The sequence below is a fragment of the Mangrovimonas spongiae genome (assembly GCF_003944795.1).
GTDB classification, from domain to species: Bacteria; Bacteroidota; Bacteroidia; order Flavobacteriales; family Flavobacteriaceae; genus Mangrovimonas; species Mangrovimonas spongiae.
This window is the reverse complement of record NZ_RWBG01000005.1, coordinates 72,818-99,785: the sequence shown is the minus strand read 5'-3', so window position 1 is coordinate 99,785 and position 26,968 is coordinate 72,818. Positions and strand designations below refer to the sequence as shown.

General features: G+C 33.1%; 22 protein-coding genes. 9 read left to right on the top strand and 13 right to left on the bottom strand.

All coding sequences use genetic code 11. The annotated features are described in order from the left end of the window. Positions 1–19 precede the first annotated feature (19 nt). The gene (gene fumC / locus EJA19_RS11090; RefSeq protein WP_125468440.1) at positions 20–1,417 is read left to right on the top strand and encodes a class II fumarate hydratase; all 1,398 of its coding nucleotides are present in this window, start codon (positions 20–22) and stop codon (positions 1,415–1,417) included. A gap of 92 nt (positions 1,418–1,509) precedes the next feature. Next, positions 1,510–2,745, top strand: coding sequence for an imidazolonepropionase (hutI, locus tag EJA19_RS11085; protein ID WP_125468439.1), 1,236 nt, complete (start codon positions 1,510–1,512; stop codon positions 2,743–2,745). Between the two features lie 90 nt (positions 2,746–2,835). Here hutI and EJA19_RS11080 read toward each other — a convergent pair whose 3' ends face one another. Then, the gene (locus EJA19_RS11080; RefSeq protein WP_125468438.1) at positions 2,836–3,720 is read right to left on the bottom strand and encodes a coiled-coil domain-containing protein; all 885 of its coding nucleotides are present in this window, start codon (positions 3,718–3,720) and stop codon (positions 2,836–2,838) included. A gap of 105 nt (positions 3,721–3,825) precedes the next feature. Between EJA19_RS11080 and EJA19_RS11075 the strand changes: the two genes are divergently transcribed. Together EJA19_RS11075 and EJA19_RS11070 are read left to right on the top strand one after the other, a co-directional pair. Then, complete coding sequence (locus EJA19_RS11075) at positions 3,826–4,845, top strand: formimidoylglutamase (RefSeq protein ID WP_125468437.1); 1,020 nt, start codon at positions 3,826–3,828, stop codon at positions 4,843–4,845. A 25-nt stretch (positions 4,846–4,870) separates the two neighbouring features. Continuing rightward, complete coding sequence (locus tag EJA19_RS11070; RefSeq protein WP_125468436.1) at positions 4,871–5,626, top strand: MBL fold metallo-hydrolase; 756 nt, start codon at positions 4,871–4,873, stop codon at positions 5,624–5,626. A 381-nt stretch (positions 5,627–6,007) separates the two neighbouring features. Here EJA19_RS11070 and EJA19_RS11060 read toward each other — a convergent pair whose 3' ends face one another. Continuing rightward, a complete protein-coding gene (locus EJA19_RS11060) occupies positions 6,008–6,487 on the bottom strand; it encodes an Lrp/AsnC family transcriptional regulator (protein ID WP_125468434.1) in 480 nt (159 codons plus the stop codon). A 64-nt stretch (positions 6,488–6,551) separates the two neighbouring features. After that, positions 6,552–7,706, bottom strand: a complete 1,155-nt coding sequence (locus tag EJA19_RS11055; protein WP_125468433.1) for a M14 family metallopeptidase — start codon at positions 7,704–7,706, stop codon at positions 6,552–6,554. Between the two features lie 296 nt (positions 7,707–8,002). On the opposite strand from EJA19_RS11055, the gene EJA19_RS11050 reads away from it, so the two are divergent. Continuing rightward, on the top strand, positions 8,003–8,401 hold the full coding sequence (locus tag EJA19_RS11050) for a helix-turn-helix domain-containing protein (RefSeq protein WP_125468432.1): 399 nt from the start codon (positions 8,003–8,005) through the stop codon (positions 8,399–8,401). Between the two features lie 3 nt (positions 8,402–8,404). Here EJA19_RS11050 and EJA19_RS11045 read toward each other — a convergent pair whose 3' ends face one another. The 6 genes from EJA19_RS11045 to EJA19_RS11020 form a co-directional block, all read right to left on the bottom strand. Next, positions 8,405–8,890, bottom strand: coding sequence for an ABC transporter ATPase (locus EJA19_RS11045; RefSeq protein ID WP_125468431.1), 486 nt, complete (start codon positions 8,888–8,890; stop codon positions 8,405–8,407). 209 nt (positions 8,891–9,099) lie between these two features. Then, the gene (locus EJA19_RS11040; protein ID WP_125468430.1) at positions 9,100–9,894 is read right to left on the bottom strand and encodes a (Fe-S)-binding protein; all 795 of its coding nucleotides are present in this window, start codon (positions 9,892–9,894) and stop codon (positions 9,100–9,102) included. 54 nt (positions 9,895–9,948) lie between these two features. After that, positions 9,949–10,395, bottom strand: a complete 447-nt coding sequence (locus tag EJA19_RS11035; RefSeq protein WP_125468429.1) for an LNS2 domain-containing protein — start codon at positions 10,393–10,395, stop codon at positions 9,949–9,951. A gap of 159 nt (positions 10,396–10,554) precedes the next feature. After that, the gene (locus tag EJA19_RS11030; RefSeq protein WP_125468428.1) at positions 10,555–11,862 is read right to left on the bottom strand and encodes a (Fe-S)-binding protein; all 1,308 of its coding nucleotides are present in this window, start codon (positions 11,860–11,862) and stop codon (positions 10,555–10,557) included. Between the two features lie 13 nt (positions 11,863–11,875). Next, positions 11,876–12,826 carry an MlaD family protein gene (locus EJA19_RS11025; RefSeq protein WP_125468427.1) on the bottom strand — a complete coding sequence of 317 codons (951 nt, stop codon included), beginning with the start codon at positions 12,824–12,826 and terminating at the stop codon, positions 11,876–11,878. A 52-nt stretch (positions 12,827–12,878) separates the two neighbouring features. Then, a complete protein-coding gene (locus tag EJA19_RS11020; RefSeq protein WP_125468426.1) occupies positions 12,879–13,991 on the bottom strand; it encodes an N-acetylmuramoyl-L-alanine amidase family protein in 1,113 nt (370 codons plus the stop codon). An 86-nt stretch (positions 13,992–14,077) separates the two neighbouring features. Between EJA19_RS11020 and EJA19_RS11015 the strand changes: the two genes are divergently transcribed. The 3 genes from EJA19_RS11015 to EJA19_RS11005 all read left to right on the top strand — a co-directional run bounded on the left by EJA19_RS11015 (position 14,078) and on the right by EJA19_RS11005 (position 18,362). After that, positions 14,078–16,837: a putative LPS assembly protein LptD gene (locus EJA19_RS11015; RefSeq protein WP_125468425.1), complete on the top strand. Its 2,760-nt coding sequence runs from the start codon at positions 14,078–14,080 to the stop codon at positions 16,835–16,837. A gap of 6 nt (positions 16,838–16,843) precedes the next feature. After that, positions 16,844–17,227 (top strand): Rid family detoxifying hydrolase, encoded by a 384-nt coding sequence (locus tag EJA19_RS11010; RefSeq protein ID WP_125468424.1) that lies wholly within the window; start codon positions 16,844–16,846, stop codon positions 17,225–17,227. 97 nt (positions 17,228–17,324) lie between these two features. Further along, the gene (locus EJA19_RS11005) at positions 17,325–18,362 is read left to right on the top strand and encodes a GMP reductase (RefSeq protein ID WP_125468423.1); all 1,038 of its coding nucleotides are present in this window, start codon (positions 17,325–17,327) and stop codon (positions 18,360–18,362) included. A 7-nt stretch (positions 18,363–18,369) separates the two neighbouring features. On the opposite strand, the gene EJA19_RS11000 is transcribed toward EJA19_RS11005, so the two are convergent. From EJA19_RS11000 to EJA19_RS10985, 4 genes are all read right to left on the bottom strand, one after another. Then, positions 18,370–19,230 (bottom strand): N-acetylglucosamine kinase, encoded by an 861-nt coding sequence (locus EJA19_RS11000; protein WP_125468422.1) that lies wholly within the window; start codon positions 19,228–19,230, stop codon positions 18,370–18,372. A gap of 56 nt (positions 19,231–19,286) precedes the next feature. Next, entirely contained in the window at positions 19,287–20,288 is a 1,002-nt protein-coding gene (gap, locus tag EJA19_RS10995) for a type I glyceraldehyde-3-phosphate dehydrogenase (protein ID WP_125468421.1), read from the bottom strand. A 19-nt stretch (positions 20,289–20,307) separates the two neighbouring features. Then, on the bottom strand, positions 20,308–21,294 hold the full coding sequence (gene pfkA / locus EJA19_RS10990) for a 6-phosphofructokinase (RefSeq protein WP_125468420.1): 987 nt from the start codon (positions 21,292–21,294) through the stop codon (positions 20,308–20,310). Between the two features lie 155 nt (positions 21,295–21,449). Continuing rightward, positions 21,450–25,838: a translocation/assembly module TamB domain-containing protein gene (locus EJA19_RS10985; RefSeq protein ID WP_240640279.1), complete on the bottom strand. Its 4,389-nt coding sequence runs from the start codon at positions 25,836–25,838 to the stop codon at positions 21,450–21,452. Between the two features lie 105 nt (positions 25,839–25,943). On the opposite strand from EJA19_RS10985, the gene tsaD reads away from it, so the two are divergent. Continuing rightward, positions 25,944–26,966, top strand: a complete 1,023-nt coding sequence (gene tsaD / locus EJA19_RS10980) for a tRNA (adenosine(37)-N6)-threonylcarbamoyltransferase complex transferase subunit TsaD (protein ID WP_125468419.1) — start codon at positions 25,944–25,946, stop codon at positions 26,964–26,966. Positions 26,967–26,968 lie beyond the last annotated feature (2 nt).

The window sequence follows — 26,968 nt, the reverse complement described above, 5'->3', positions numbered from 1 at the left end:
TTTATAACACACTATAAAAATGACATACAGAATAGAAAAAGACACCATGGGTGAGGTTAAAGTGCCATCAGACAAACTCTGGGGTGCACAAACCGAACGTTCTAGAAACAACTTTAAAATTGGCGCGCCAGCCTCTATGCCCTTAGAGGTTGTTTATGGCTTTGCTTACTTAAAAAAAGCAGCTGCTTACACTAACCATGAACTAGGTGTTTTAGATATTGAAAAAAGAGATTTAATTGCGACTGTATGCGATGAAATTTTAGAAGGCAAACACGACAACCAATTTCCGCTTGTTATTTGGCAAACAGGTTCTGGTACACAAAGCAATATGAATGTAAACGAAGTTGTAGCTAATCGTGCGCACCAACTTGCTGGAAAAGTTATTGGCGAAGGTGAAAAAACCATTCAACCTAACGACGACGTTAACAAATCGCAATCCTCTAACGATACCTTCCCAACAGGAATGCATATTGCTGCCTATAAAAAGATAATGGAAGTTACCATTCCTGGAATTATTCAACTTCGTAACACATTACATAAAAAGTCTATCGATTTTAAAGATGTCGTGAAAATAGGACGTACCCACCTTATGGATGCAACGCCATTAACATTAGGACAAGAATTTTCAGGTTATGTGTCGCAATTAGACCACGGATTAAAAGCTTTAGAAAACACCTTGCCGCATTTAGCCGAATTAGCCCTTGGAGGAACAGCTGTAGGAACAGGTTTAAACACACCTGATGGTTATGCTAATCTTGTCGCTAAATATATTGCCGACTTTACCAACCTTCCATTTACTTCGGCAGAAAACAAATTTGAAGCCCTAGCAGCTCACGATGCTTTAGTAGAAACACATGGCGCTTTAAAACAATTAGCCGTATCGTTAAATAAAATAGCGAACGACATAAGATTAATGGCCTCTGGACCAAGATCTGGAATTGGTGAATTAATTATTCCTGCCAATGAGCCAGGAAGTTCAATTATGCCTGGAAAAGTAAACCCTACACAATGCGAAGCATTAACTATGGTATGTGCTCAAGTTATGGGTAACGATGTTGCCGTAACTGTTGGTGGTACACAGGGACATTACGAGCTTAATGTCTTTAAACCAATGATGGCTGCCAATGTATTAGAATCAGCTAGGTTAATTGGCGATGCTTGTAAAAGTTTCGAGGAGCATTGTGCCAGCGGTATTGAGCCAAACCACGATACCATTAAGCAATTACTTAATAACTCATTAATGCTTGTAACGGCTCTAAATACAAAAATTGGCTACTATAAAGCTGCTGAAATTGCGAATACAGCCCATAAAAATGGTACAACTTTACGCGAAGAAGCTATTAATTTAGGCTATGTTACAGCCGATGAATATGACGAATGGGTAAAACCTGAAGATATGGTGGGAAGTTTAAAATAAGTATATTTTTAACCCCAGAAAAACGTCAACTCTAAAGTTGACGTTTTTTTATTATCAAAAAAATAACCAACTTTGAAAAAAACCAACCAACATTGTCTATATTAATTAAAAACATTAAAGAACTTCTCCAAACCCGCGAAAACAATGTAACCATTGTAAAAGGAGAAGACATGAAAAAACTTCCAACTTTAAAAAATGCCTATGTTCTTATAGAGCATGACACTATTGTGGAATATGGTAAAATGGAAGATATAGGAGACTTACAAGCAGAAAAAATTATTGATGCAACTGGGCAAATTGTTATGCCTGCGTGGTGCGATTCGCACACACATATTGTTTATGCTGGAAACCGCGAACAAGAGTTTGTTGATCGTATAAATGGTTTAAGCTACGAAGAAATTGCTAATCGCGGAGGTGGCATTTTAAACTCTGCCGAAAAACTTCAAAATACATCTGAAGATGAGCTGTACAACCAATCTGCAAAAAGATTGATGTCTGTTATGAAGATGGGTACTGGAGCCATTGAAATTAAATCTGGTTATGGCCTTACTTTAGATGCTGAATTAAAAATGCTACGCGTTATAAAACGCTTAAAACAACAATTTCCAGCAAAGGTAAAATCAACTTTTCTTGGTGCTCATGCTTTTCCTAAAGAATTTAAAGATACTCCAGATGCGTATGTCGATTTAATAATCAATGAAATGATTCCCATAATAGGCAAAGAGCAATTAGCAAATTATATTGATGTTTTTTGTGAAAAAGGATACTTTAACCTTGAGCAAACAGAACGTATCATTAAAGCAGGTAAAGCTTTTAATCTTGTTGCTAAAATTCACGTAAATCAGTTTAATGCTTTTGGTGGCATTGCTCTAGGTGTAAAACACGATGCCTTATCTGTAGATCATTTAGAAGAAATGAATGATGAGGATATTGAAGCGCTAAAAGGATCTAACACCATTCCTGTTGGGCTTCCCTCCTGCTCTTATTTTTTAAGTATTCCTTACACTCCTGCAAGAAAAATTATTGATGCTGGTTTACCTTTTGCGCTTGCCACCGATTATAATCCAGGCTCAACACCAAGCGGAAACATGAATTTTGTGGTAAGTACAGCATGTATAAAAATGAAAATAACACCTGAAGAAGCTATTAATGCCGCCACAATTAATGGCGCTTACGCCATGGGGATTAGTAATATGTATGGCAGTATTTGTAGAGGTAAAAAAGCAAATATTATCATTACCAAACCTATTTCTAGTTATAATTATATTCCTTATGCTTTTGGTGATAATTTAATAGATAAAGTAATTGTTAACGGCATGATTGTATAATAAAACAAGAACCGCCGAAAATCTATTTCGGCGGTTCTTTGTCATTTAATATGTAAGGATTTTAAATTCGATAAGATTTAAATGACATATTTATCTTAATGTAAATTCTGTAGTAGAAACTAAGTCTTTTTTATTAAATACATTTACCATATAACGTCCTTTTTCAAAACCATCATCGTTACTTGGCTCTACAAATTCACAAATATTTAAATTGGCATTTTCATAATTAAACTTACTTACTAAACTATAGTTTAAAGTTTTCTCATCAAACTGCACTTGTTCGTTAACACCTAGTGTATTGTTGTTGGGATCGATAACTTGAATATAAAGTTCTTGATCTCCAGGTTGTACTAAAGTGTTTTTAGCTACAGTAAAACACACTCTTAATTTATCAGATCGTCTGGCTCTTTCTGTAGGAATTAATTTTCCAGAAGTTCTTTCTATAACACCAAATCCTTTTAAATCTACTGTTTGAAGTACCGATGCATTTTCAACAACTTCAGCTAATTCTGTGTTTTGCACTAACAACGAGTCGGTAAACATACTACGTTCTTCTAACTGTAGTTTAGTACTGTCTAAAGAGGTTGCTAATAATTCATTTTCAATTTTAAGCCTATCGTTTTCTTCTAATAAAACATCCATTTCTTTTTGCAGAGAAAGGTATTTTTGCTTGTATCTCCATAAACTTCTTACATTGGTTTCAGATACTTTTAGAGAATCTATAAGCCCATCTATACGCTCTTTGGCTTCAGCAAGTTTCTCATTTTTAATCTCATTGTCTTGAATGGCAAGGTCATACTGTTTAGACATGTTGTTTAAGTCTTTCATGACCAATTCCTTTTCTTCTGTCAATTGCGCTTCGGTTTCTTTCTTTTCATTAAAAAGGTTAAAAGAAATAAACGTAGCTCCAAGAAATAAAACTAAGGCAATACCTAATCCGACTTTTAATCCTAAATTGCTTTTGTTGTTTTCCATAATCTACTTGTTTTTAAAATTTAATTTTAGAGCGTAATTTTTTTAGCTATAAAAATGGTTTTTATTTAATTAAACGTAATTTTAAACGCGCTAATTTAATTCTTTATGGACAAGCTTGTTTTATTTAACAATTCAATAAAAAAACAATTCCTAAACAAACGTGCTGCCGAAACAAAGTTTGGTGAATCTATCACCACAATTAACGACGTTTGCAATATATACGAAACTCTTAACAATTTAGATGTTTCTTATGTTATTATTGGATTACCCGAAGATGTTGGTGTATTTGCCAACCATGGTAAACCGGGCACTCGTAATGCTTTTCATGCAGCCATTAAAGTTTTGTTAAACATTCAGGATAACGATTACACTTTTGCAAAAAAAGTCTTGATTCTAGGACATTTAGATTTTGATACGGAACTTGAAAAACTTTCTAAACTAAATTCCCAAAAGAAGAAAGATATTGTAAAGGCAAGAAAACTTACAGCCGAAATAGACAAACATGTTACCCAATTAATTTACACTATTGTTAAGGCTAATAAAATTCCTATTATTATTGGTGGCGGGCACAATAATGCCTACGGAAATATTAAAGGAACTTCTCTAGCCCTCAACAAACCTATTAACGTTATTAACTTTGATGCTCATACCGATTTTAGAAAAGAAGAAGGGCGACACAGTGGGAATGGCTTTACTTATGCGTTTAACGAAGGGTTTTTAAACCAATATTTTATTTTTGGTTTACACGAAAATTACACCTCAAAAGATATTTTTAAAGCATTAGATAGCAACAAACGTATAAACTACAATAGCTTTGAAGCCATGCAGGTTAGAAAGGAATTAAAATTTAAAACCGAACTTAAAAAAGCACAAGATTTTATTTGCCAAGATAATTTTGGTATTGAAATAGATTGCGATGCTATTGAAGGAATTTCCAGTAGTGCCATGTCTCCTACTGGTTTTAGTGTTACCAAAGCAAGACGTTTTGTTAACGAATTTGCTAAAAATAAGAATGCTAAATATATCCATATTTGTGAAGCCGCTCCAACACCAAAAAACAGTGGGCAAATAGGAAAACTAATTACATCATTAATAACAGATTTTATAAGAGGACAAGAAATATAACTAGTCTTCAAAAAAAACAATTCATATGAAAAAGTTATCTTCTTTACTTCTTTTAGCGACCTTAGTTTTATATGGCTGTAAAAACAAAGAATCAAACTCTCAAAACAATCATATCACAATAACACCTATTGAACACGCTACATTAATTTTAAGTATAGACTCTACTAATATTTATGTTGATCCTGTTGGAAAGAATGAAACTTTTAAAAATGAACGTAAACCAGATTTAATTCTAGTTACAGATATTCACGGAGATCATTTAAGCATTGAAACTTTAAATCGGGTTACAACTGCCAAAACTAAAATAGTAGCACCAGAAGCAGTTTACAACAAACTACCTCAGGCTTTAAAGTTGCAAACAACAGTTTTAAAAAATTTAGAGCATAAATCATTTTCAATAAACCAGCAGGTATTTAATATTAAGGCTATTCCCATGTATAATTTGCGCGCAGAAGCTTTAAAATTTCATGAAAAAAGTCGTGGTAACGGCTATGTACTTACCATAAAGGATAAACGCATTTATATTTCAGGAGACACAGAAGATATTCCTGAAATGAGACAGCTTAAAAATATTGATATTGCTTTTGTTTGTATGAACCTGCCTTACACCATGCCCGTTGAATCTGCAGCTAGTGCTGTATTAGACTTTACGCCAAAAAAGGTTTATCCTTATCACTTTAAAGGTACAAATGGCTTTAGAGATGTAGCCAAATTTAAATCTATAATTAATAAAGAAAATAAGGATATTGAAGTTGAAATTTTAAATTGGTACTCTAATTAATACTTTCATTTTTAAATGATTAATAAAAAAGTAGTATATTTGACTTGCTATTAAATCAATTCAAGACCTACTATGTTAATCAATTCAGGATGTTGTCTTGTACAACAATTACTCTTTAAGCTTTCTCAATCGCATATTATCACGATTTTATTTATTTCAATCTTTTTTTTCCTTGTTTTATTAATTTTAGGAATTAGGAAATCCTATAAATTAAAAAAGGAAAATGATAAATTAAATAAAATAGAAGGTTTTGATATGGATGAAGCTAATAAAACATATAAAGATTTTAGAGACGGACATTTATACGAATAAAAAAGCCTGCGATTTATGCAGGCCTTTTTATTTTTATTAAAACGTTCTGTTTATAAGAGACTTAAGATGTTACATCTCGTTAAAAATAGAATGCATTAAACGCTTTTTATCGTTAATACTTTCCTCCATAGAAATCATGGTTTCTGTTCTGTAAACACCTTCTATATCGTCTAGCATAAAGATAACATCTTTTGCATGCTCTGTATTTCTTGCTCTAATTTTACAAAACACATTAAACTTACCAGTTGTTATATGAGCTACGGTAACAAAAGGAATTTCGTTTATACGCTCTAAAACGAATTTAGTTTGCGATGTATTTTTAAGAAACACACCAACATAAGCAATAAAAGAATACCCTAGTTTTTTATAATCTAAAGTTAAGGAAGACCCTTTTATAATGCCTGCCTCTTCCATTTTTTTCACTCTAACATGAACAGTTCCAGCAGAAATCACTAATTTTTTTGCAATATCTGTAAAAGGAACTCTGGTATTATCGATTAACATATCTAGAATTTGATGATCGATTTCGTCTAATTTAAATTTCGCCATAAATATATTTTTTTAAACAAATAACAAAAATAACACATTATTGTTGAATATAACGCATCTATTTTTAAGATTTTGTTAATTTTAATGCATATTTTTCATTATTTATGATTACGAAATCGTTTTCGAAACCCACCTTAACTGGTTCATTTTCTTCGGTTAAAACCACGTTATTATTGGCGTTGTATTCTAAATGACCGTAGAAATTATTCAAATTAGATATTTTTTCAATTTTTGGAATAAATTTTATGTTTCCAGACTCTAATCGCTCTTGATATTGAATTGCAATATCACCTTTTTTAGCATCTGCTTTATTTAATGTAGCGTTTCTTATAATAATATCATAAAAAAGCTTTTCATTATTAGGGATATTAAAATAGTCCTTAAAATGGGCACCTGAAATTTCATTCTTTGAAATATGTTTAATCGCTGTTACTAAAGCACGAAATATAAGAGCCCTTGTTACCTCACGTTCATAATCGTTTGTATAGTGACCTGCTTCAAAAAGCACTGTAGGGCAACCTAACGATTGAAACATATCGCCAACACAGTTTATATTAAACGTATCGTCGTAAATACCTACTTGGTTTGGAATTATTTTTTGTAAATCCTTATTCATCGCTACAATAACCTCCATAGCTTTCTTTCTCGTTGTTGTAACAGTTCGCTCTTCATCTTCTGAAGGCGCTAGAAAAGAAACCGTAGCCGATTTATTTGCTTTACCAGCACTAAAAATGGTGCGTTGTCCATGTAAATTAAAACAAAAATCTGGCTTAAAATCATCAAAAAAACTTCTTAAGATTTTACTTTCTGGTTGCGACAAGTTTTTAGCATCTCGATTTAAATCAACATTATTGGCATTTACACGCGTGTATTGTTTAGCACCATCCGGATTTAAAATAGGTATAATAGCAATAGTACAAGTATTCAATAGCTGCTCAACTGTTTTATTTGAAGGCGCGTTAAAGAGGTTTAAAAGGTCGAAAATGGCTTTTGTAGTTGTACTTTCATTACCATGCATTTGCGACCACATAAAAATTCGCTTAGAACCTTGACCTAAAAATATAGCGTTAATGGATTCTCCTAAGACAGAAGCTCCAATTTCCTCAACTTTATATACATTCTTATAATTTGTAATTAAGCTTACTAAATGCTGGTTATTAATATATCTACCAGATAACGTTTTGTCTTTATAGTGTGCTAAATCTAATTCAGGTTTCATGACAGCAATTTTAAATTTTTACAAATGTAAACATATCATTTTTTACAAATGTAAACATACAAATCGATCGGTTTCTGTTACATCTGTAAACCTTAAAGCACTTGTCTAAACTTCATATATTACAATATACGGTCTAAAACAATTATATCTATATAAAAAACATGTTTTCAGTAATTTAAATGTATTTTACTAAAGCTTTAATTTATGTTAATGTAGTGATTTAACACCTATTATTAGGAGTAATCAAAACTATTTTTTACATTTGTAACACTTAAACCTACAACGTGTAGTTTACAATGGTAAACAGTAAAGAATTTTCATCGAGATTAAAAAGAATCATCGATTATTACGAAGAAAGCGCCTCTTCATTTGCCGATAACATTGGTGTGCAGCGCTCCAGTATTTCTCATATCCTTTCTGGAAGAAATAAACCTAGTTTAGATTTTGTTATGAAAATACTTGACTCCTATCCTGAAGTTGGTCTGTATTGGCTACTTAATGGAAAGGGAGATTTTCCAGAAAGCACATCAAGTGCAACTGGAAATATTAAGCAAGAAGAAGAAACCCCAAAAAATAATAACGAGACTCCAGCTCCTGACTTATTTTCTAATATAAAAAATACGCCCAATGATAAAACCATTGAGCGTATTGTAATATTTTTTAATGATGGTAGCTTTAAAAGCTATTCTAATTAAATATTAATTTAAAAACCTGCTGTGCCAACTTTCGGAAGCTGGAACCTCCCAGTTTTCATTAAACTCGGCGATATTCGTAACCAGGTTATTAAATACTATTGTATTTTTTGATACAGCTTTGTCTTTAGCCATTTTTCTAAAATCGGTTAAAGGTTTATAAGCTATAAACTCGCCTTGTTTATAGGATACATTCATTTTATCCATTAAATCTACATTGTATTCTTTCTCTAATTGCTGAATAAAATGCACCGATGCATCAATAGAACATCCGGATGCGCTATTTGTATTTTGATCGACAGCTAGAATAATAAATCGTCTATAAACAATTTTAAATCCTGCTTTTAAATCACTGCCGTGTACCGTCCAGTTCTCTACAAATATGGCTAATTTTTCTTCTATTTTTTTAATTTCGTCTTCTGTAAACGAGCGATTGCATTGGTAAATCCAAACTCTAGATTCCTCTGGCAACGTATTAAAATCTACTAACATTACTTTTCGTCTTTTGTGTATTTGTGTGAAAAAAACAAGGCAGAAACCAATCCGAAACAAATAAAATAAAACAAGAATTGCTTAATATTAAATGGCTTACTGTCAAAATAATCAAAAACTGCCATGCCTAACGCGAATATAAGCCCAGAATAAACGCCATTTTTTATTCGGCTTTTTAAGGGCATTCGTTCTCGTTTCATTAAAAAGGCTTATAAGTTTTCTGCTTGCGCAATCAGTTCGGCAATATCAAACACTTCCACTTCGGCTTCACGCTCTTTGGCTTTTACGCCATCGGTCATCATGGTGTTGCAATATGGGCAACCTGTGGCTATAACATTTGGGTTGGTTTTTAACGCATCTTCGGTACGAAGTACATTAATATCTTGATCGCCTTTTTCTGGTTCTTTAAACATTTGTGCTCCTCCAGCGCCACAACATAAAGCTGTTCTACGATTACGTTTCATTTCAACTAAATCTACTCCAAGACTTTTAAGTAAACTTCTTGGTGCTTCGTAAACCTCATTAGCTCGACCTAAATAACACGGATCGTGAAATGTAATGCGCTTTCCTTTTAGATTGGAATTGTTTTCTATTTTTAATCTACCTGAACTGATTAGTTCTTCGATATATTCTGTATGATGTTTTACATTATAGTTACCACCAAGCTCCGGATATTCATTTTTTAAAGTGTTGTATGAGTGTGGGCATGCTGTTACTATATTTTTTACGTCGTAAGCATTTAAAATTTCTATATTAGTAACCGCTTGCATTTGAAACAAAAATTCGTTTCCTGCTCTTTTGGCCACATCGCCAGTACAACTTTCTTCGGTTCCTAAAACTGCAAAATCGACATTAGCTTTATTTAACAGCTTAACAAAAGCTCTTGTTATTTTTTTTGCTCTGTCGTCATAACTTCCAGCCGAACCTACCCAGAAAAGAATTTCTGGTTGTTTGCCTTCTGCCATATATTCTGCCATTGTTGGCACTTTAAGTGATTGACTCATAACTATATTTTTTTAACACAACTTATTATCGTTGTATTGCTAAGTGTTTAAGGTTTAGTCATGATGACCATCATCAAACACTTCTATTTTTACTTGTTTTTCTACTAAATCTGTAAACATACCTTTGTACCTAGTAGCTTTTACTAAATGGTTGTCTATCCAGTGGTAATTACCACCTCTAGGTTTACCCATAAGTAAACTATGGTATTTAAAACCATGTTTATTTAACCAGTTTTCGGTTACGTCTCTATGTTCTTCTGTTCTGGAAGTAAAGAAACATATCATATGGCCTTTTTCAAACCATTTATTGCAGGTTGCTAAAGCATCTGGGAACGGCAAACATGTTGCCATACGCTCTGGCTCTTCATTAGGAACATCTTCTGTGATTGTTCCATCAATATCTATTAGGTAGTTTTTTATGCCTTTTGGTAAAACAGGACTAATTTTTTCTCCTGCCTCTACTTTATCATGCAATAACTTGTCTGCTTCTTCTCTTTCCATGTTTTTTTTAAGATTTAAAGTTGTTGTTTACACTATAAACCTAATAATATTAAACTATATAGATGACTTTTTGATGATTTACCGCTTTGTTTTTAACAAAATGCTAATAAAATTAAAATAAATTATTGCTTTTGTAATAAAAAGCCATTTCATTAGAAATTATTCATCTTTCCAGTTTAATCTATCCATTTGATTATACGGCCAAGGTGCACCATTATTTTCAATATTCGTCATCATATTATTTAATTCCATTGGTGCAGCACTTTGCTCCATGACTAAATAACGTCTCATTTCTACAATAATTGATAATGGGTCGATACTTACTGGGCAAGCCTCGACACAAGCGTTACATGTAGTACATGCCCAAAGCTCTTCATTTGAAATATAATCCCCTAGCAGCTGTTTTCCATCGTCTTTAAACTCACCATTATTGGCATCTATGTTTTTTCCAACCTCTTCTAAACGATCCCTAGTATCCATCATAATTTTTCTAGGAGATAGTTTTTTACCCGTTTGATTTGCCGGACATTCACTAGTACAACGTCCACACTCTGTACAGGTATATGCATTTAAAAGTTGTACCCAACTTAAATCTGTAACATCGCTAGCACCAAATTTTTCAGGAACATCTTCTGTGTCGTTTTCTGCTGGAGCGGCAAATGGATCGGCGTTGGGATCCATCATCATTTTTACTTCGTTAGTTACCGATTCTAAGTTATTTAACTGCCCTTTTGGTTTAACTTTTCCGTAGTATGTATTAGGGAATGCTAATAAAATATGTAAATGCTTGGAGAAATACAGGTAATTTAAAAATACTAGGATGCCTAAAATATGTAACCACCAAGCCAAACGCTCTATAATGTGTAACGTACTTTCTGAAGCACCATTAAACCATGGTGCTATAAATTGGCTAATTACATTGCCCGATTCCATATTTTGAAAAGGTATATCGGTCGCATTCATTATAAGAAATAACGCCATAAGAACCATTTCAAAATACAAAATGAAATTTCCATCGTTTTTTGGCCAACTAGTCATTTCTGCTTTCCAAAAACGCTGAAGTTTTATAACGTTTCTTCTTATCCAAAAAACAATAACTGCTACAAAAACTAATAGCGCAAGGATTTCGAAAGAACCTATTAAAAACCCATAAAAACTCCCTAAAGATGAAAATACTCGGTGCGTACCAAACAAACCATCAATAATAATTTCGAGAACTTCTATATTTATGATTACAAAGCCAATATACACAATTACATGAAGTATTCCTGCAACTGGACGTCGTACCATTTTACTCTGCCCTAAAGCAATTCTTATCATGTTTTGCCAACGTTGCTTTTTATGATCACTTACATCGACAGCTTTTCCTAATTTAATGTTTCTAATTAGTTTTTTCACATTTTTAGCAAAGTAGCCTATTCCAGCTATTAATGCGATTGCAAAAAGTATATTTGGTAAATATTCCATATTAATGATTGGGTTATTGCCTTTCGTTTTCTGGTTTTACGTAATCTTCTTTATTTTTTCCTCCAAAGACAGAAACGTTAATATAGCGTTTTGGATTTAATTTTACATCCTGTAAAAGGTCTTTTAATTGCATTGAAGCCACTTCAAGGTTATGGTAAAGTTTATCGTCTTTCATTAATTTACCTAAAGTCCCTTCACCATTATCTATAGAGGCCAGTACAGCGTTTAAGCCATTTAATGTTTCATCTAGATTTTGAACGGTTTTAGAAATTTCAACCTCTTTTAAATCGTTTGATAGAACAGCTAAATCTTGACTTACTTTATTAAAGTTACTTATTAAGGCTGTTAAACTGTCGTCGTTCTTTTTTACTAGTGAGTTTACAGAATAAGACAACGACTTAAACGATGTTAATGTTTCGTTTAACTCTTTAATAGCATGCTTTAAGCCTGTTTTGGTATCGTCTTCAACTAGAGTATTTAGGTTATACATTAATGAATCGGCCGATTTTAAGGTATTATCTAAACCAGAGCTTAGTCCTGAAAAGTTACTTGATAAGCTTTTAATTAAACCTTCTTCAACTTCAGATTGCAGTATATCGCCATCTTTAGCAATTGGTGCATTATCTTGAGCAGGAATAATAGCCATACCGTTTTCGCCTAAAAGGCCTAACTCGTATAAACGTATTTTACTGTTTTTAGAAAACTTAAGCTTGTCATCTACAGTAAAAGATACACGGGTTTTGCCTGTTTCAAAATCGTATACTATGTCTTGTATTTTACCAACGGTATTACCTTTAATGGTAACTGGCGAGGACGATGTTAAAGCATTGTAATCGAATTCAGTGTAAAAAGTTTGAGAAGATTCGAATAAATCGTTCCCTTTTAAATAGTTAAACCCGAAAATAAAAAGGGCTATCCCAAGGACAACTAATATGGCGGTTTTAACTTCTCTAGATAGTTTCAAAGTAAATTTGTTTGGTTATTAAACAAAATTAGAAATAAATTTTAACAACTGTCTAATTTGCTTTAGAATTTAAGGCTTCTTCTAGAGTTATTTGCTGACCATCTTTAAAAGCCACTATAAAACTAGAGTTATAACCTTTTGATTTTGCTGTTTTTTGCTGCTGTTTAACTTTTGTGTAATTAGATGTATAGCCGTAATAGTATTTATAAAGTCCGTTTATTTTTTCTCTAGAGACTTCGTTTAATCCTTTAAAATTATACGATTTTGGCTCAATTTGTTTGGAACTTGCCGCTATTTGAACTTTAAAGATGATATTTTTATATATTTCGTCGGGTTCATTGCTTACAATCTCAGTATCATCTTCTATATGAAAATCGCCTGTATTTTGAAAAATAGACTTTTTATAATCCAGAATTGCATTTTTTATAGCAATAGATATATCACTTTTACCTTTTCTTGAATTTAAATAAGCACCTTCACTTTTATTAGTAACAAACCCAGATTCTATCAACACACTAGGCATTATAGTTTGGTGAAGCACTATAAATCCAGCTTGTTTTACCCCACGATCCCTTCTTTTTAATTTATTTGCAAAATTATCCTGTATTAAACTAGCCAATAAAATACTTTGATCTAGATATTCTTCTTGCATTAAAGTTAAACCAATAAATGAATCAGGTGAATTAGGATCAAAACCCTCATAGTTTTTCTCATAATCTTCTTCTAGATAAATCACCTCGTTCTCTGCCTTGGCCACGTTAAAATTTGTTTCATTTCTATGTATACCTAATACATAAGTTTCAGAGCCATAGGCTTGTGTATGATGTGCGTTACAATGTACCGATACAAATAAATCTGCTTTTGCTTCGTTGGCTATTTTACCTCGCTTAAAAAGATCAACAAATACGTCTGTTTTACGTGTATATACAACCTCAATATCAGGATTACTCTCTAGTAGCTTTCCTACTTTTAACACAATATCCAAAGCTATAGTTTTTTCTTTATAACCATATTTTGAATGTTTACCAGGATCTTTCCCACCATGGCCAGCATCTAAAACAACAACAAACTTATCTGTTTTGGTTTGGGCTAAGCTACTGGTGTTGTAAAAAAAAGTTAAGGTTACTACAGTTAATACTAAAAGAAATTTATTATACGTTTTCATAAAGGTTATAACAACTTTAATGGTAGTTTATTTTAATATTCAAAAAAATGTGAATATTAATTTAATCACAAAAAATATATGTAATTTTGGCAATTCAAAAACCGAGCCATACTTTTACAAAAATACATTTAAAAGCGTTGCGTACAAACTACTTTAATATACTTTTTGCCTTAAGTTTTACCGTGTTTATTAACACTTTTTGCTTGGCTCAGGATATCCCAAAGAAAGGCGGGGAAGTTGAGGCAGAAGTAGAACAAGAATCTGATAGCCTTAATTTAAAAATTGGCGACCTTACTGAAATTGAAGCGAGTGAGGCTACTCAAGATACTGTACAAGAAGACTCTACAAAAACTAAAAAAGAATTTCTTACTGGCGAAATAACCTATAAAGCCCAAGATTCTAATTATTTTGATGTTAAAGAACAAAAAGTATATCTATACAATAATGCCGAAGTGTATTATGAAGACATGGAACTAAAAGCTGGTGTTATTGTTATTGATTACGGTAAAAGTGAAGTTTACGCCGGGCGATTAAAAGACTCTTTAGGAGAATATACACAACACCCCGTTTTTAAACAAGGGGAAAATGTTGTAGAACCAGATTCCATAAGGTTTAATACAAAAACTGAAAAAGCTTTAGTTTTTAACTCTAAAACCGAGCAGCAAGGCATGAATATTCATGCACCAATTACAAAAAAAGAGAACGACTCGGTTATTTTCTTGTATAAAGGACGCTTCACCACCTCAAAAAACATTGAAAATCCAGAATACTATTTTCAATCCAACAAAATAAAGTTAGTTCCTAAGAAAAAAATTGTTGTAGGCCCTACAAACATGGTTATTGCCGATGTCCCTACACCAGTTGGACTTCCATTTGGCTTTTTTCCATTGACAGACAAACATACGTCGGGTGTTATTATTCCTAGCTTTGGAGAACAAAACGATCGTGGGTACTTTTTACAAAATGGTGGGTATTATTTTGCTATTAACGATTATGTGGATTTAGCCGTTTTAGGAGATTATTATACCAATGGAAGTTACGGTTTACGTATGGAAAGTAATTATGCTAAACGTTACAGGTTTTCAGGGAATTTAGGGTTTCGTTACGAAAATTTAATAACCAGTGAGCGTGGTTTTCCCGATTACGCTAAAAATACCATTTATAACATTAGGTGGTCGCATTCTCAAGACTCAAAAGCAAGTCCAAACTCAAGGTTTTCGGCTTCGGTAAACTTAGGTAGTAGCAGGTATTACAGGTCGTCCTTAAACCAAGTAAACTCCCCTAGTTTCTTAAATAATAACATGTCGTCTTCGGTATCATACTCTAAAACGTTCCCAGGAGAACCTCAAGTTAATGCCAGTATTACTGCTACACACTCGCAAAATACCAATACCGAATCGGTTAACATGACGCTACCAACGTTACAAGCCAGCGTAAGTAGAATTTTTCCGTTTGCCCCAAAAAACGGCACCAAAAAAGGCATCATTCAAAATATTAATTTTCAATATAATTTAAGAGCAGAAAATCGTATTCAAACAACCGATTCGCTTTTCTTTAAAAAAGAAATGTGGGACGATGCTAGAAACGGGATTAAACACAGCATTCCTTTAAGCACCAATTTTAAGATATTTAAATATTTAAGCTTAAGCGCTAGTACGAATTTTGAAGAAAATTGGGTATTTAGAACGGTGAGAAAATATTACGACACTACTTTAGAAGAAGATGTTGAAGTAGAAGAAAACGGATTTGATTCTTTTAGAACCTATAATTTTAGCACTAGTTTAGGAACGACACTTTATGGAATGTTCAACTTTGAAAAAGAAGGTGAAGACAAGAAAATTAAAGCCATAAGACATGTTATGCGACCTTCTATAAGTTATAGCATAAACCCATCTTTTAATCAATATTACGACACTTACGAAGTTATAGATGCCGATGGCCTAACAACAACAGAAGAGTACTCCCGCTTTGAAAACAGTATTTTTGGAAGCCCAAACAACCGCTATTCAAGCTCGGTGGGTATTGCTTTATCTAATAATATTGAAGCTAAAGTTCGCGATAGAGATTCTACAGCAACCGAAGCTAAAAAAATAAAACTACTAGATAACCTTAATTTTTCTACAAGTTACAATCTTGCTGCCGATTCTATTAAATGGCAGCCAGTACGTGTAAGTGGTAGTACTCAAATTTTAGATAATAAAATGAGTATTAACTTTGGTGCTACTTTAGATCCTTATGCGCTAGACAATAACAACAGAAAAATAGACACCTGGAATGTTAATAATGGTGGTAGTCTTTTTAGATTAACTAGCGCCAATATTACCATGAACTATTCTTTGTCTAACACCATGTTTGATGGCAGTCAAAACGAGCGCTCTAAACAGGAAAACTTACGTAGTGGAGGTCGTGCCGATGATCTTTTTGGTCGTGCACAAGACTTTGCAGACCAAACCTATTACGATGAAGATGATGAAGACGAGGAAGATGAAGAACCATCAGAGCTTTACAGTTATAAAATTCCGTGGAACTTACGTTTAGCCTATGCTGTAAATTATAATAACTCAGCAAGACAAAATGAAATATCCTCTCACTCCTTAATGTTTTCTGGAGATGTCGAACTTTCCCCAAGATGGTCGGTTGGAGCCTCATCAGGTTACGATTTTAAAAATAAAGGATTCACATATACACAACTTAGGTTTGAACGCGATTTATTAAGTTGGCGCATGAGTTTTAACTGGGTGCCTTTTAGCGCCAGAAGTTCTTGGTATTTCTTTATAGGAATAAAAGCCAATATGCTTAAAGATATTAAATACGATAAACGCCGTCAGCCAGACCAACAATTATAATACATCATGAAACGCATCATTACAACGCAGGACGCACCTGCTCCAATTGGACCATATAATCAAGCTACTTTAGTAAATAACATTCTTTATACTTCTGGACAAATTGCTATAAATCCTAAAAATGGTGAGTTAATTACTGAAGATATAGAAGCCGAAACACACCAAGTCATGCAAAACCTAAAAGCTGTATTAGCCGCAGCAGATATGACTTTCGAAGATGTTTTTAAAGCAACTATATTTGTTAGCGATATGCATAATTTTAGTAAAATTAATGCTGTTTATGGGCGTTACTTTAACGAATCTACTGCACCAGCTAGAGAAACTGTAGAAGTAGCTAACCTTCCAAAATTTGTGAATGTAGAAATTAGTGTGATGGCCACTAAAGGCTAACCATTTTCTGTTGGTTAGTTGTTAATAACTCGATCTTAATTTTTTGTGTGCTTTTTAGGTGAAGTTTGTACATTTAAACGTTACCAAAAAAAGCACCATGCGTATAGAACAAGACATAAAACTTGGGTTTAAAGATGTAATGATTAGACCCAAACGATCTACTTTAAAAAGTCGGTCACAAGTAAGCTTAGAAAGAGAATTCACCTTTCTAAATAGCAATATCACTTGGAAAGGTATTCCTATAATAGCTGCTAATATGGATACGGTTGGTACTTTTAACATGGCAAAAGCACTACACAACAAATCTTTATTTACAGCAATACACAAACACTATACACTTAATGATTGGGAGGCATTCTCTAAAGAAGCTCCTGAAAATATAGCAAAATCTCTAGCTATAAGTACAGGAACAGGCCCTAAAGATGCCGAAAAGCTCAAAACTTTATTAAATAAGCTCCCACAATATCAATTCATCTGTATTGATGTTGCCAATGGATATTCCGAGCATTTTGTTGAATTTGTAAAACAAACCAGAGAAACCTATCCTAATAAAGTCATTATTGCTGGAAATGTAGTTACAGGTGAAATGGTTGAAGAACTCTTATTAGCTGGTGCCGATATTATAAAAGTTGGAATTGGTCCAGGAAGTGTTTGCACCACACGTGTTAAAACGGGTGTAGGCTACCCGCAATTATCTGCTATTATAGAATGTGCCGATGCTGCTCATGGATTAGGCGGACAAATTATAAGCGATGGCGGCTGTACTACACCAGGCGATATTGCCAAAGCGTTTGGTGCTGGAGCCGATTTTGTTATGTTAGGCGGAATGCTTGCTGGTCATGATGAAAGCGGTGGTAATCTTATAGAACGAAATGGCGAATATTACAAACAATTTTACGGCATGAGTAGCACAACAGCTATGGAGAAACACGTTGGTGGTGTTGCAAATTACCGCGCTAGTGAAGGTAAAACTGTTGAAGTCCCTTATCGTGGTCCTGTTGAGGATACATTACAAGATATTTTAGGTGGATTACGTAGTACCTGTACATACGTTGGTGCTCAACGCTTAAAAGAATTGACAAAACGTACCACTTTTATACGTGTTGCCGAACAAGAAAATCAAGTATATTCTTAAAAAAAGATTATAATTTAGCTGTATGAAATTTAACTAAACCTTCTATTGGGCGACGCTCAAAGTTTCCTACTTTAAACCCCATTTCGTTAGCAATTTCTTTAATTTCATCTTGGGTAAAAAACGCTATAGAACCTGCAAAATGAACAGGAACAGTTTTTACTTCTTCTTTAAATTGAAGAATCATGTTTTTTGCAAATAACCTAAGCCCTCTTTTAATTAACTCCTTCATATATTTAGATTCTTTATTAAGAATCATAAACTCTGCAAAACCAGCTAAAAAGGCATTTGGGTTTGGTTGTTTATATAAATTATACTTAATGTAATCAGCTTCTAGGTTATACTTATGCTCAAAAGCTATTTTAATATCTTCTGGCATGTGGTTAAAATAATAATCGCGTATTAACTCTTTACCAAAATAGTTACCACTAGCATCATCCATTAAAGAATAACCTAACGATTTTACGCGTTGATGCAAGGTTACCCCATCATAATAACTACAATTAGATCCTGTTCCCATTATACAAACTACTGCAGCTTCTGCTGGTGTATTAATTGTTGCTCTTACAGCTGCCATGGTATCCTCTTCTACTTCTATATGTGCAGATGTGAAAATTTCGGAAAGCACGTCTTTTAAGGCTTGTTTAGGTTGCTCTGTTCCGCAACCTGCTCCATAAAAATAAAGATGCGTAACATCATTTTTATAGTTTATAAGTTCTTTACTTTCAAGAATTCTTATTCTAAGCTCTGTTTGTTCTAAAATGGCTGGATTTAATCCTTTTGTTCTAATTTTTTCAGAGAGTTGCTTGCCATTTTCATTAACAGGCATCCAATCGCACTTTGTCGAACCGCTATCAACAATTAAAATCATAGGTAATAAATAAAAAAACACCTGCAATAGATTATAATTGCAGGTGCTATATAATGTTATAAGTTATTTACGTGTAGCGCTAGGTCTACTAGTTTGTTTGAATATCCAAACTCGTTATCGTACCAAGATACAATCTTATAAAATTTTGAGCTTAACTCGATACCTGCTTCAGCATCAAAAATACTTGTACGTGCATCGCTAACAAAGTCTTGAGATACTACGGCTTCGTCTGTATATCCTAACACACCATTTAATTCGTTTTCTGAGGCTTTTTTGAAGGCTTCTTTTATCTTATCGTAAGAGGTTTCTTTTTCTAACCTTACTGTAAGATCTACAACTGAAACATCTGCCGTTGGTACACGAAATGCCATTCCTGTAAGTTTACCGTTTAATTTAGGTATTACTTTACCTACAGCTTTTGCTGCTCCTGTGGATGTAGGAATAATGTTAGTTAATGCCGAACGTCCTAAACGATAATTCTTTTTTGAAGGAGAATCTACAGTATATTGTGTAGATGTTGTGGCATGAATGGTTGTCATTAAAGCTTCTTCAATGCCAAAATTGTCATCTAAAACTTTAGCTACAGGAGCCAAACAATTTGTCGTACATGATGCGTTAGACACGATAGTATCTGTTGATTTTACCTCATCATGATTTACACCCATAACAAACATTGGTGCATCTTTACTTGGTGCAGATATTACTACTTTTTTAGCGCCTGCATCAATATGATATTGCGCTGTTTCTAAAGTTGTAAATATACCTGTACATTCGGCTACAATATCTACTCCAGCTTCATTCCATTTAAGGTCTTTTGGGTCTCTTTCTGCTGTAACGCGAATCGATTTTCCATTCACAATTAAGTTTCCATCCTTAACTTCAATAGTTCCATCGAACTTTCCGTGTACAGAATCATATTCTAATAAATATGCTAAGTGATTTACGTCTAATAAATCGTTGATAGCTACCACATCGACATCTGGTCTGTTAACTGTAGCTCTAAATACTATTCTTCCTATTCTTCCGAATCCGTTAATTCCTAATTTAAGTGTTGACATAATTATATTTAATGTTTGTTTATGTGGTCATGATATCTGACACACGAAGTAATTCTAAATTAATTTTTGATTGCCCTTTTATGGCATTTTCAAGTGGTGTTAAAGCCATTGTATCGTTAAGTAAACCTACCATAAAATTGCTTTTACCCTCTAATAGACTTTCTACGGCTTTCACACCCATTCTACTAGCTAAAACTCTATCGAAACAAGATGGTGAACCACCGCGTTGCATATGACCTAATACTGAAACTCGCACTTCATATTCAGCTAAATTTTCATCGACATAGTCTTTAAGTTCGAATACATTTTTACCTATTTTGTCTCCTTCGGCAACAACAACAATACTAGAAGATTTACCAGATTGCTTACTTCGTCTTAAAGATTCTAATAATCTATCTAATCCTAAGTCTTCTTCTGGGATTAAAATTTCTTCTGCTCCTGCTCCTACTCCTGTATTTAAAGCAATATGCCCAACATCGCGCCCCATAACTTCTACGAAAAATAATCGGTTATGTGAACTTGCTGTATCTCTAATTTTATCAATCGCTTCAACAACAGTATTTAATGCTGTGTCGTAGCCTAAAGTATGTGAGGTTCCGTAAATATCGTTATCTATTGTTCCTGGAATTCCCATAACAGGAAAATCGTACTCGCTATTAAATACCATAGCTCCAGTAAAAGTACCATCACCACCTATAGCGACTAAAGCATCTACTTGTTCTTTTTTTAATTGATTGAAAGCTTTTTTGCGTCCTTCAGGGGTTCTAAATTCATCGGACCGAGCCGATTTTAAAACGGTACCACCTTTGTTAATAATACCTTTTACACTGCGGGCATCCATTTCTTTAAAATCGCCTTCTATCATTCCTTGATAGCCACGATATATACCAACGCATTCTATTTTATGATAAGCGCAAGTTCTAACCACCGATCTAATGGCAGCGTTCATTCCTGGGGCGTCACCACCAGATGTAAGAACTGCTATTTTATTTATAGTTTTTGACATTTATTGGAATTTATATGGTAAAGCTATAAAAGAAAATGGATAATCTATATGGTATTTTGATTATTTTAAGAGGGTAGTAAAAATTCAAACGTTTTCGTTAATAAAAAAGCTAAAATAGTGTGTTTTTTTACTGTTTTAAACGAAAAAAATAAGGATTAATCAGAATTTGATTTTTTAAAACCAACATAAGAAGGCAACATGTTGTCATCGTTTTTTGTGGTGTCCTCTTCTGATTTTTCTTTAGGAGTTTCTATGTTACCTTTAAAGATTTTTTGTAGCAATTCTTTAAAGGTATCAAAATCTACTGAATAAGAAATTCCGACACCTTGTGTATAGCCTATTTCTTCACCTAAATTTCTTATACTATTTTCTCTATTAAACACTTTTGCGGTTAATGTTCCTTCTTTATTTAATAGAAAATCGACTTGTACATCGCCTGCAATAACTGTTTCGCTAACACCGCCAACAGGAACTCCTACTTTACTGTTAAGCATAATCCTATCGCTTATGTTAGTTTGAAGCGTTACCCCTAACCTATCATCGGTTTGATATTCTGGGGTGTTTTCGCCCGCTTCGTAATTAAGGCCAACATTAACTTTATTGTCGCTGCTAGTAAGTAAGCCGTTTACAATGCCGTTAAGACGCTCTGTTATAGTACCTGTAAAGTTAATATTAAAACGGTTAGAGAATGCACCAGTAGCTAAAAGGTATAGTGCTTGGTTATCTCTATCTTCTTTTGAGTCTAACCTATAATTAAGCTCTGATTTTACGGTAGAGTTTACATTAGGAAACACAAAATCGAAATTAATTTCTGGTTTTTCTAATTGGCCAGTTAACGTGGTTTCTAGATTTACAGGGATACTTCTATTTATAGGGTTATCGAGCAATGGCGATGGATTGGCACGTGTTTTATATTCAGCTTTAATATCTATACGTGCTTTTAAAGGGTCGCCATCCCAAGCAAGATTTCCTTCTAATACATTAAACTTTTTCTGCACAAAACCTCCGTATAAAAAGTTATACACACCTTCAAACACCACAAAGTCGCCATACATATTAAACTTACCATTTGTATTAATATCGATAAGTAAACCACCTTCTCCGCGTCCACGAATAGTACTCCCTGAGTTTTTGTCTATCACTATTTCTATTTCGGCGTCTTGGGTAATTTCGAGGTCAAAATCGAGTTCTAATCCAGACACATCTTTAATTACGATGTCTTCGCCTTTAAGTTTAGCGGCTTTTTCTTCAGGTGTTAAAAAATGAATGTATGAGTTGTCTCCAAAAGACTCAGTATCATTAAGGGGTATTACAAATACAGTTCCTGGGTTTGTTTCGGCAATGACATCGATAACTAATTGATCTGTTGGACCAATTATGGTGGCGCTTCCATTTATAAATGCTGTTCCGTAGTATAACGATTCTTCCTCTTCCTTTGTGTTTAATACAAGTAGGTTATCTGATGCAACTTCTAAATTTAAAGTCCAAGTGGCAAAATTATCATGAGAGATACTACCGCTTAATATGCCTTTGGTATTGTGTGCCGTATCCTCTATATTCAAGTTATTAAATATAAAACTTTGATTCTCTAATTGAACAGTACTATTGTCTTTAAAATTAAAATCGGTGTTTAGTTCATTAACTCTTAAACCAGAATTATTCATGGTTAACATACCATCTATCCTAGGCTGATTCAATCTACCGGATACATTGGCTTCGCCAGTTACTAAACCGCGAATATCACTTAACACGTCGTCTAGAAATGGGTTTAGTGGTTGAAGGTTAAACTTATCAAAATTTAAATCTACATCTAAAACGGCATGTTCGCCTTCTGCATTTATATTACCAATAGCTCTAAACGATTCTGATATATCGTCTTTTATTTTTACATCGACATTATAATTTGTAAGGGTTTCGTTTCCTATTATATCGGCATCAAAATCGCCCAAATTTAATTCGTTTACGACAAAATTATCTATAGTAACACTAGCGTTGGGCAGGTATTTTCCTTCTGCTTGAAACACATCTAGTTCGCCGTTTACATTACCTTGTAAAGAGAGGCTTTCTACATCTGGAATAACATTTTCTAGATGAACATCTTTAAAATCTAATTTAATATTTTTATACGTGGAGTCTCGAAGCGTTGCAGAAAGCTGTATTTGCTCCTGTTTATGGCTCATGACTATTTGGTTAACATCAAAGTTCTGTAATGTTTTATCGAACTCAATTTTGTGTAAATTGTTTCTTCTGCTATTAATAATCCACGTGTTTCCTTTAAAAGTAACATCAGATCGTTTTATACCAACTACAGATTTTTCTTCTTCGTTTATTGTATGATAAAAGTTTAAGTTGTAAAAATCTAAGTTGTTTTTTCCGCCATTAAACTCGGAGCGCACAAACAAGGTATCGTTAAGGGTTTTATTAATTAGCTTGAATTTTGACAAGTTGTAGTATCCTGTGTTTATACTATCTACCTCTACATAGGTATTAAATAATGGATTTTTGTTATCTAATTGAAGTTCAATTTTTTCGGCAAAATAATCGAACAACCTGATTTCTGGCGATTTAAATGTAAACCTAAAGGCTTCTTGGTTACTCTCTACTCTACCACGTATATAGGTGTTTGATCCCAATTTTATATCAGGTACAAACACTTCTACAATTTTATTATAAATATTAAAGTTAAAGTCGATATACTGATCTTTTCTAACTTTATAGGGTGAATAATTGGTGTAAATACTTCCAACAGCATTTAAAAATAGTTTACCGATATCTTCAAATAAAAATTCGCCTTTTAGTTCGCCCTCGATTATATCGGGTGAATTTACTGTAATATGACGCTCTTTATTTGTTATACTTGAGGTTATTTTAAAATCCTTAAAATGGTATTTACCGTGTTCGTTTAAATAATAGGTATCTGTAAAATTAATGTCTCCAACGGCATTGTTAATTGTTGTACCACTCATTTTCATGTCTACTTTACCATTAAAAATAGATAGCTCATCATTGGTTACAAAGTTCATGGCACGTAAATTGGCATGCTGAACATTTGCTACAAAATCAAACGTATTAATGTCTTGAGAGAAATTTGCTAAACCATTAAACTGAAACTTTAAGTTTTTATCGTTGGAAATAATTTGCCCATTAAAAATACGGTCTTTTAAAACACCTGAAACCTCAATGTTTTGGTAAGTGTAATTATTATAGGTAATATCAAAAATATCACCTATCATTTCTGTATGAATATTCTTTTTAGTAAACCCTGAGCCGTCAACATCTAAATTTAGCGAGGTAGTTTTAAGTGTTGGGTCGTTTAAAAACTTACCTAAATCAAACTCATCAAAAATAATATTTCCTTTATATGATGCTTTATCAATATTATTGATGTCGGTCATCTTTAAATTAGAGTCTATAAATCCTAAATCGGTATTAATTTCAATATCAGCCAATATTGTGGAAGGCGTTATATGAGACGTTCCTACAATAGTGAAATCGCCTAACTTATCGAAAGATGACGGTATTGTTTCGCCTAAAACATTTGGCAATAACGCTTTTAAATCGCGGTAGTTTGATGAAAGGTTGGTAAAATCACCTTCCATAGTAAAGTTATTTTCGGCACTATTAAACAAGTTTTCAAATTTAATATCGCCGTAAATTGTACTCTTAGTACTAGTATTAAGTTTTAAATTTTCTACAAATAAATCATTTAAAGTCCCAGATATATTTGCCGATAATTTTGCGCGCTGATTTATACCAAATTCGTCGTAAAAGGTATTAATTTCATTTAATGCGACATCTGCATTATTAAATGTGGCTTCTACATTAACTTTATCTGTAAAATCTTTTAAATCTTCACGTTTATATAAAAATTTAATTTCCCCTTCTAAAAAGGATTCTTTGGTTTCTATTTCTAAATCCTCTAAGTAAATATGGCTTGGAGTATAAATAAAATTAGAGACTAATTTTTGCATTTGTAAACCCCTACTATCTATAAAAGAAAGCGCATTAATACGTGTTGACACATCACTTCCTTTTATTAATAAGTCTGTAGTATTGGTATTAATATTTTTAAATTCCAGTATGGTAGGCGTTTCTTTATTTTCATCAATTAGTCTAAAGGTGCCATTTTCTATAGTTACATCGCTAGAGGACAACAAAAAATCACTTTTTTTATCATCTGGGTTATCTTCATCAAACCTGGCTACAAAAACATCTAGGTTTGTTTCTGTGTCGTCTTTGTAAGTTTTAATATTAAAGATAAGCCCTTCAATATCAATATCACCAAAAGCTAATTTGCTGTTATATAAGTTTCTAAAATTTAGGATTGAGGTATTAAGCTCTACAATGCTGATTAACGTATTATCTTTATAATCTTTAATTAAAATTTCTTTAATTTCTACATCGCCATTAAACTGTAAACCGATTTTCCCAATATTAAAATCGGTATTAAATTCTTCATTTAAATAATTGGTGGCATATTTCCCCAGATAAGTTTGTACTGAGGGAATAGAAAAAATAAGCACCAAAATGATGAAAAGCAGCAAAATAATGGCTGCTAACTTAGATGCTATTTTTAAAAATTTTTTGATACGTATTAAAGTTATAACTTTGACTTCAAAATTAACAATTATTGTGCCTAATTTTTCATAATGGCTTCACAAAATATATATATCTTAGGAATTGAGTCTTCATGCGACGACACAGCAGCTTCTGTAATACATAATGGTAACATTTTAAGTAATGTTATTGCGAGTCAAAAAATACACGAAGAATATGGTGGTGTTGTTCCAGAATTAGCTTCTAGAGCCCACCAACAAAACATTGTTCCTGTAGTTGATCAAGCTTTAAAAAAAGCAGGTATTACAAAATCGCAATTACACGCTATTGCTTTTACAAGAGGCCCTGGATTAATGGGGTCGTTACTTGTAGGAACCTCTTTTGCAAAATCTCTAGCTTTTGGATTGAACATTCCTTTAATTGATGTTAACCATATGCAAGCGCATATACTAGCACATTTTATAAACGAAGCGGGTTATAAAAAGCCACCGTTTCCGTTTTTAGCAATGACTATTTCTGGAGGACATACACAAATTGTTAAAGTAAGTGATTACTTTGACATGGAAGTTATTGGAGAAACTATAGACGATGCTGTTGGTGAAGCTTACGATAAGAGTGGTAAAATTCTAGGGTTAGGCTATCCAGCTGGGCCGGAAATAGATAAACGCGCTCAATTAGGCAATCCAAAAGCCTTTAAATTTACAAAACCTAAAGTAGACGGCTTAAATTTTAGTTTCTCTGGCTTAAAAACTGCTATTCTGTACTTTATTCAAAAAGAGACTAAAGCTAATCCTAATTTTATAGAAGAAAATATAAACGATATTTGTGCCTCTATACAATACACGATTATAGGTATTTTAATAGATAAATTAAAACTTGCTAGTAAGCAAACAGGCATTAAACACATTGCTATTGGTGGAGGTGTTTCGGCTAATTCGGGCATTAGAGATGCCTTAAAAAAAGGCGAACAAAAATTTGGTTGGACTACTTATGTGCCAAAGTTTGAATTTACAACAGATAATGCTGCTATGATTGCCATTGTAGGCTATTTAAAATATCTCGAAAGCGATTATGCTTCATTTAATGTTACGGCATCGGCGCGATTAAAAATTTAAAC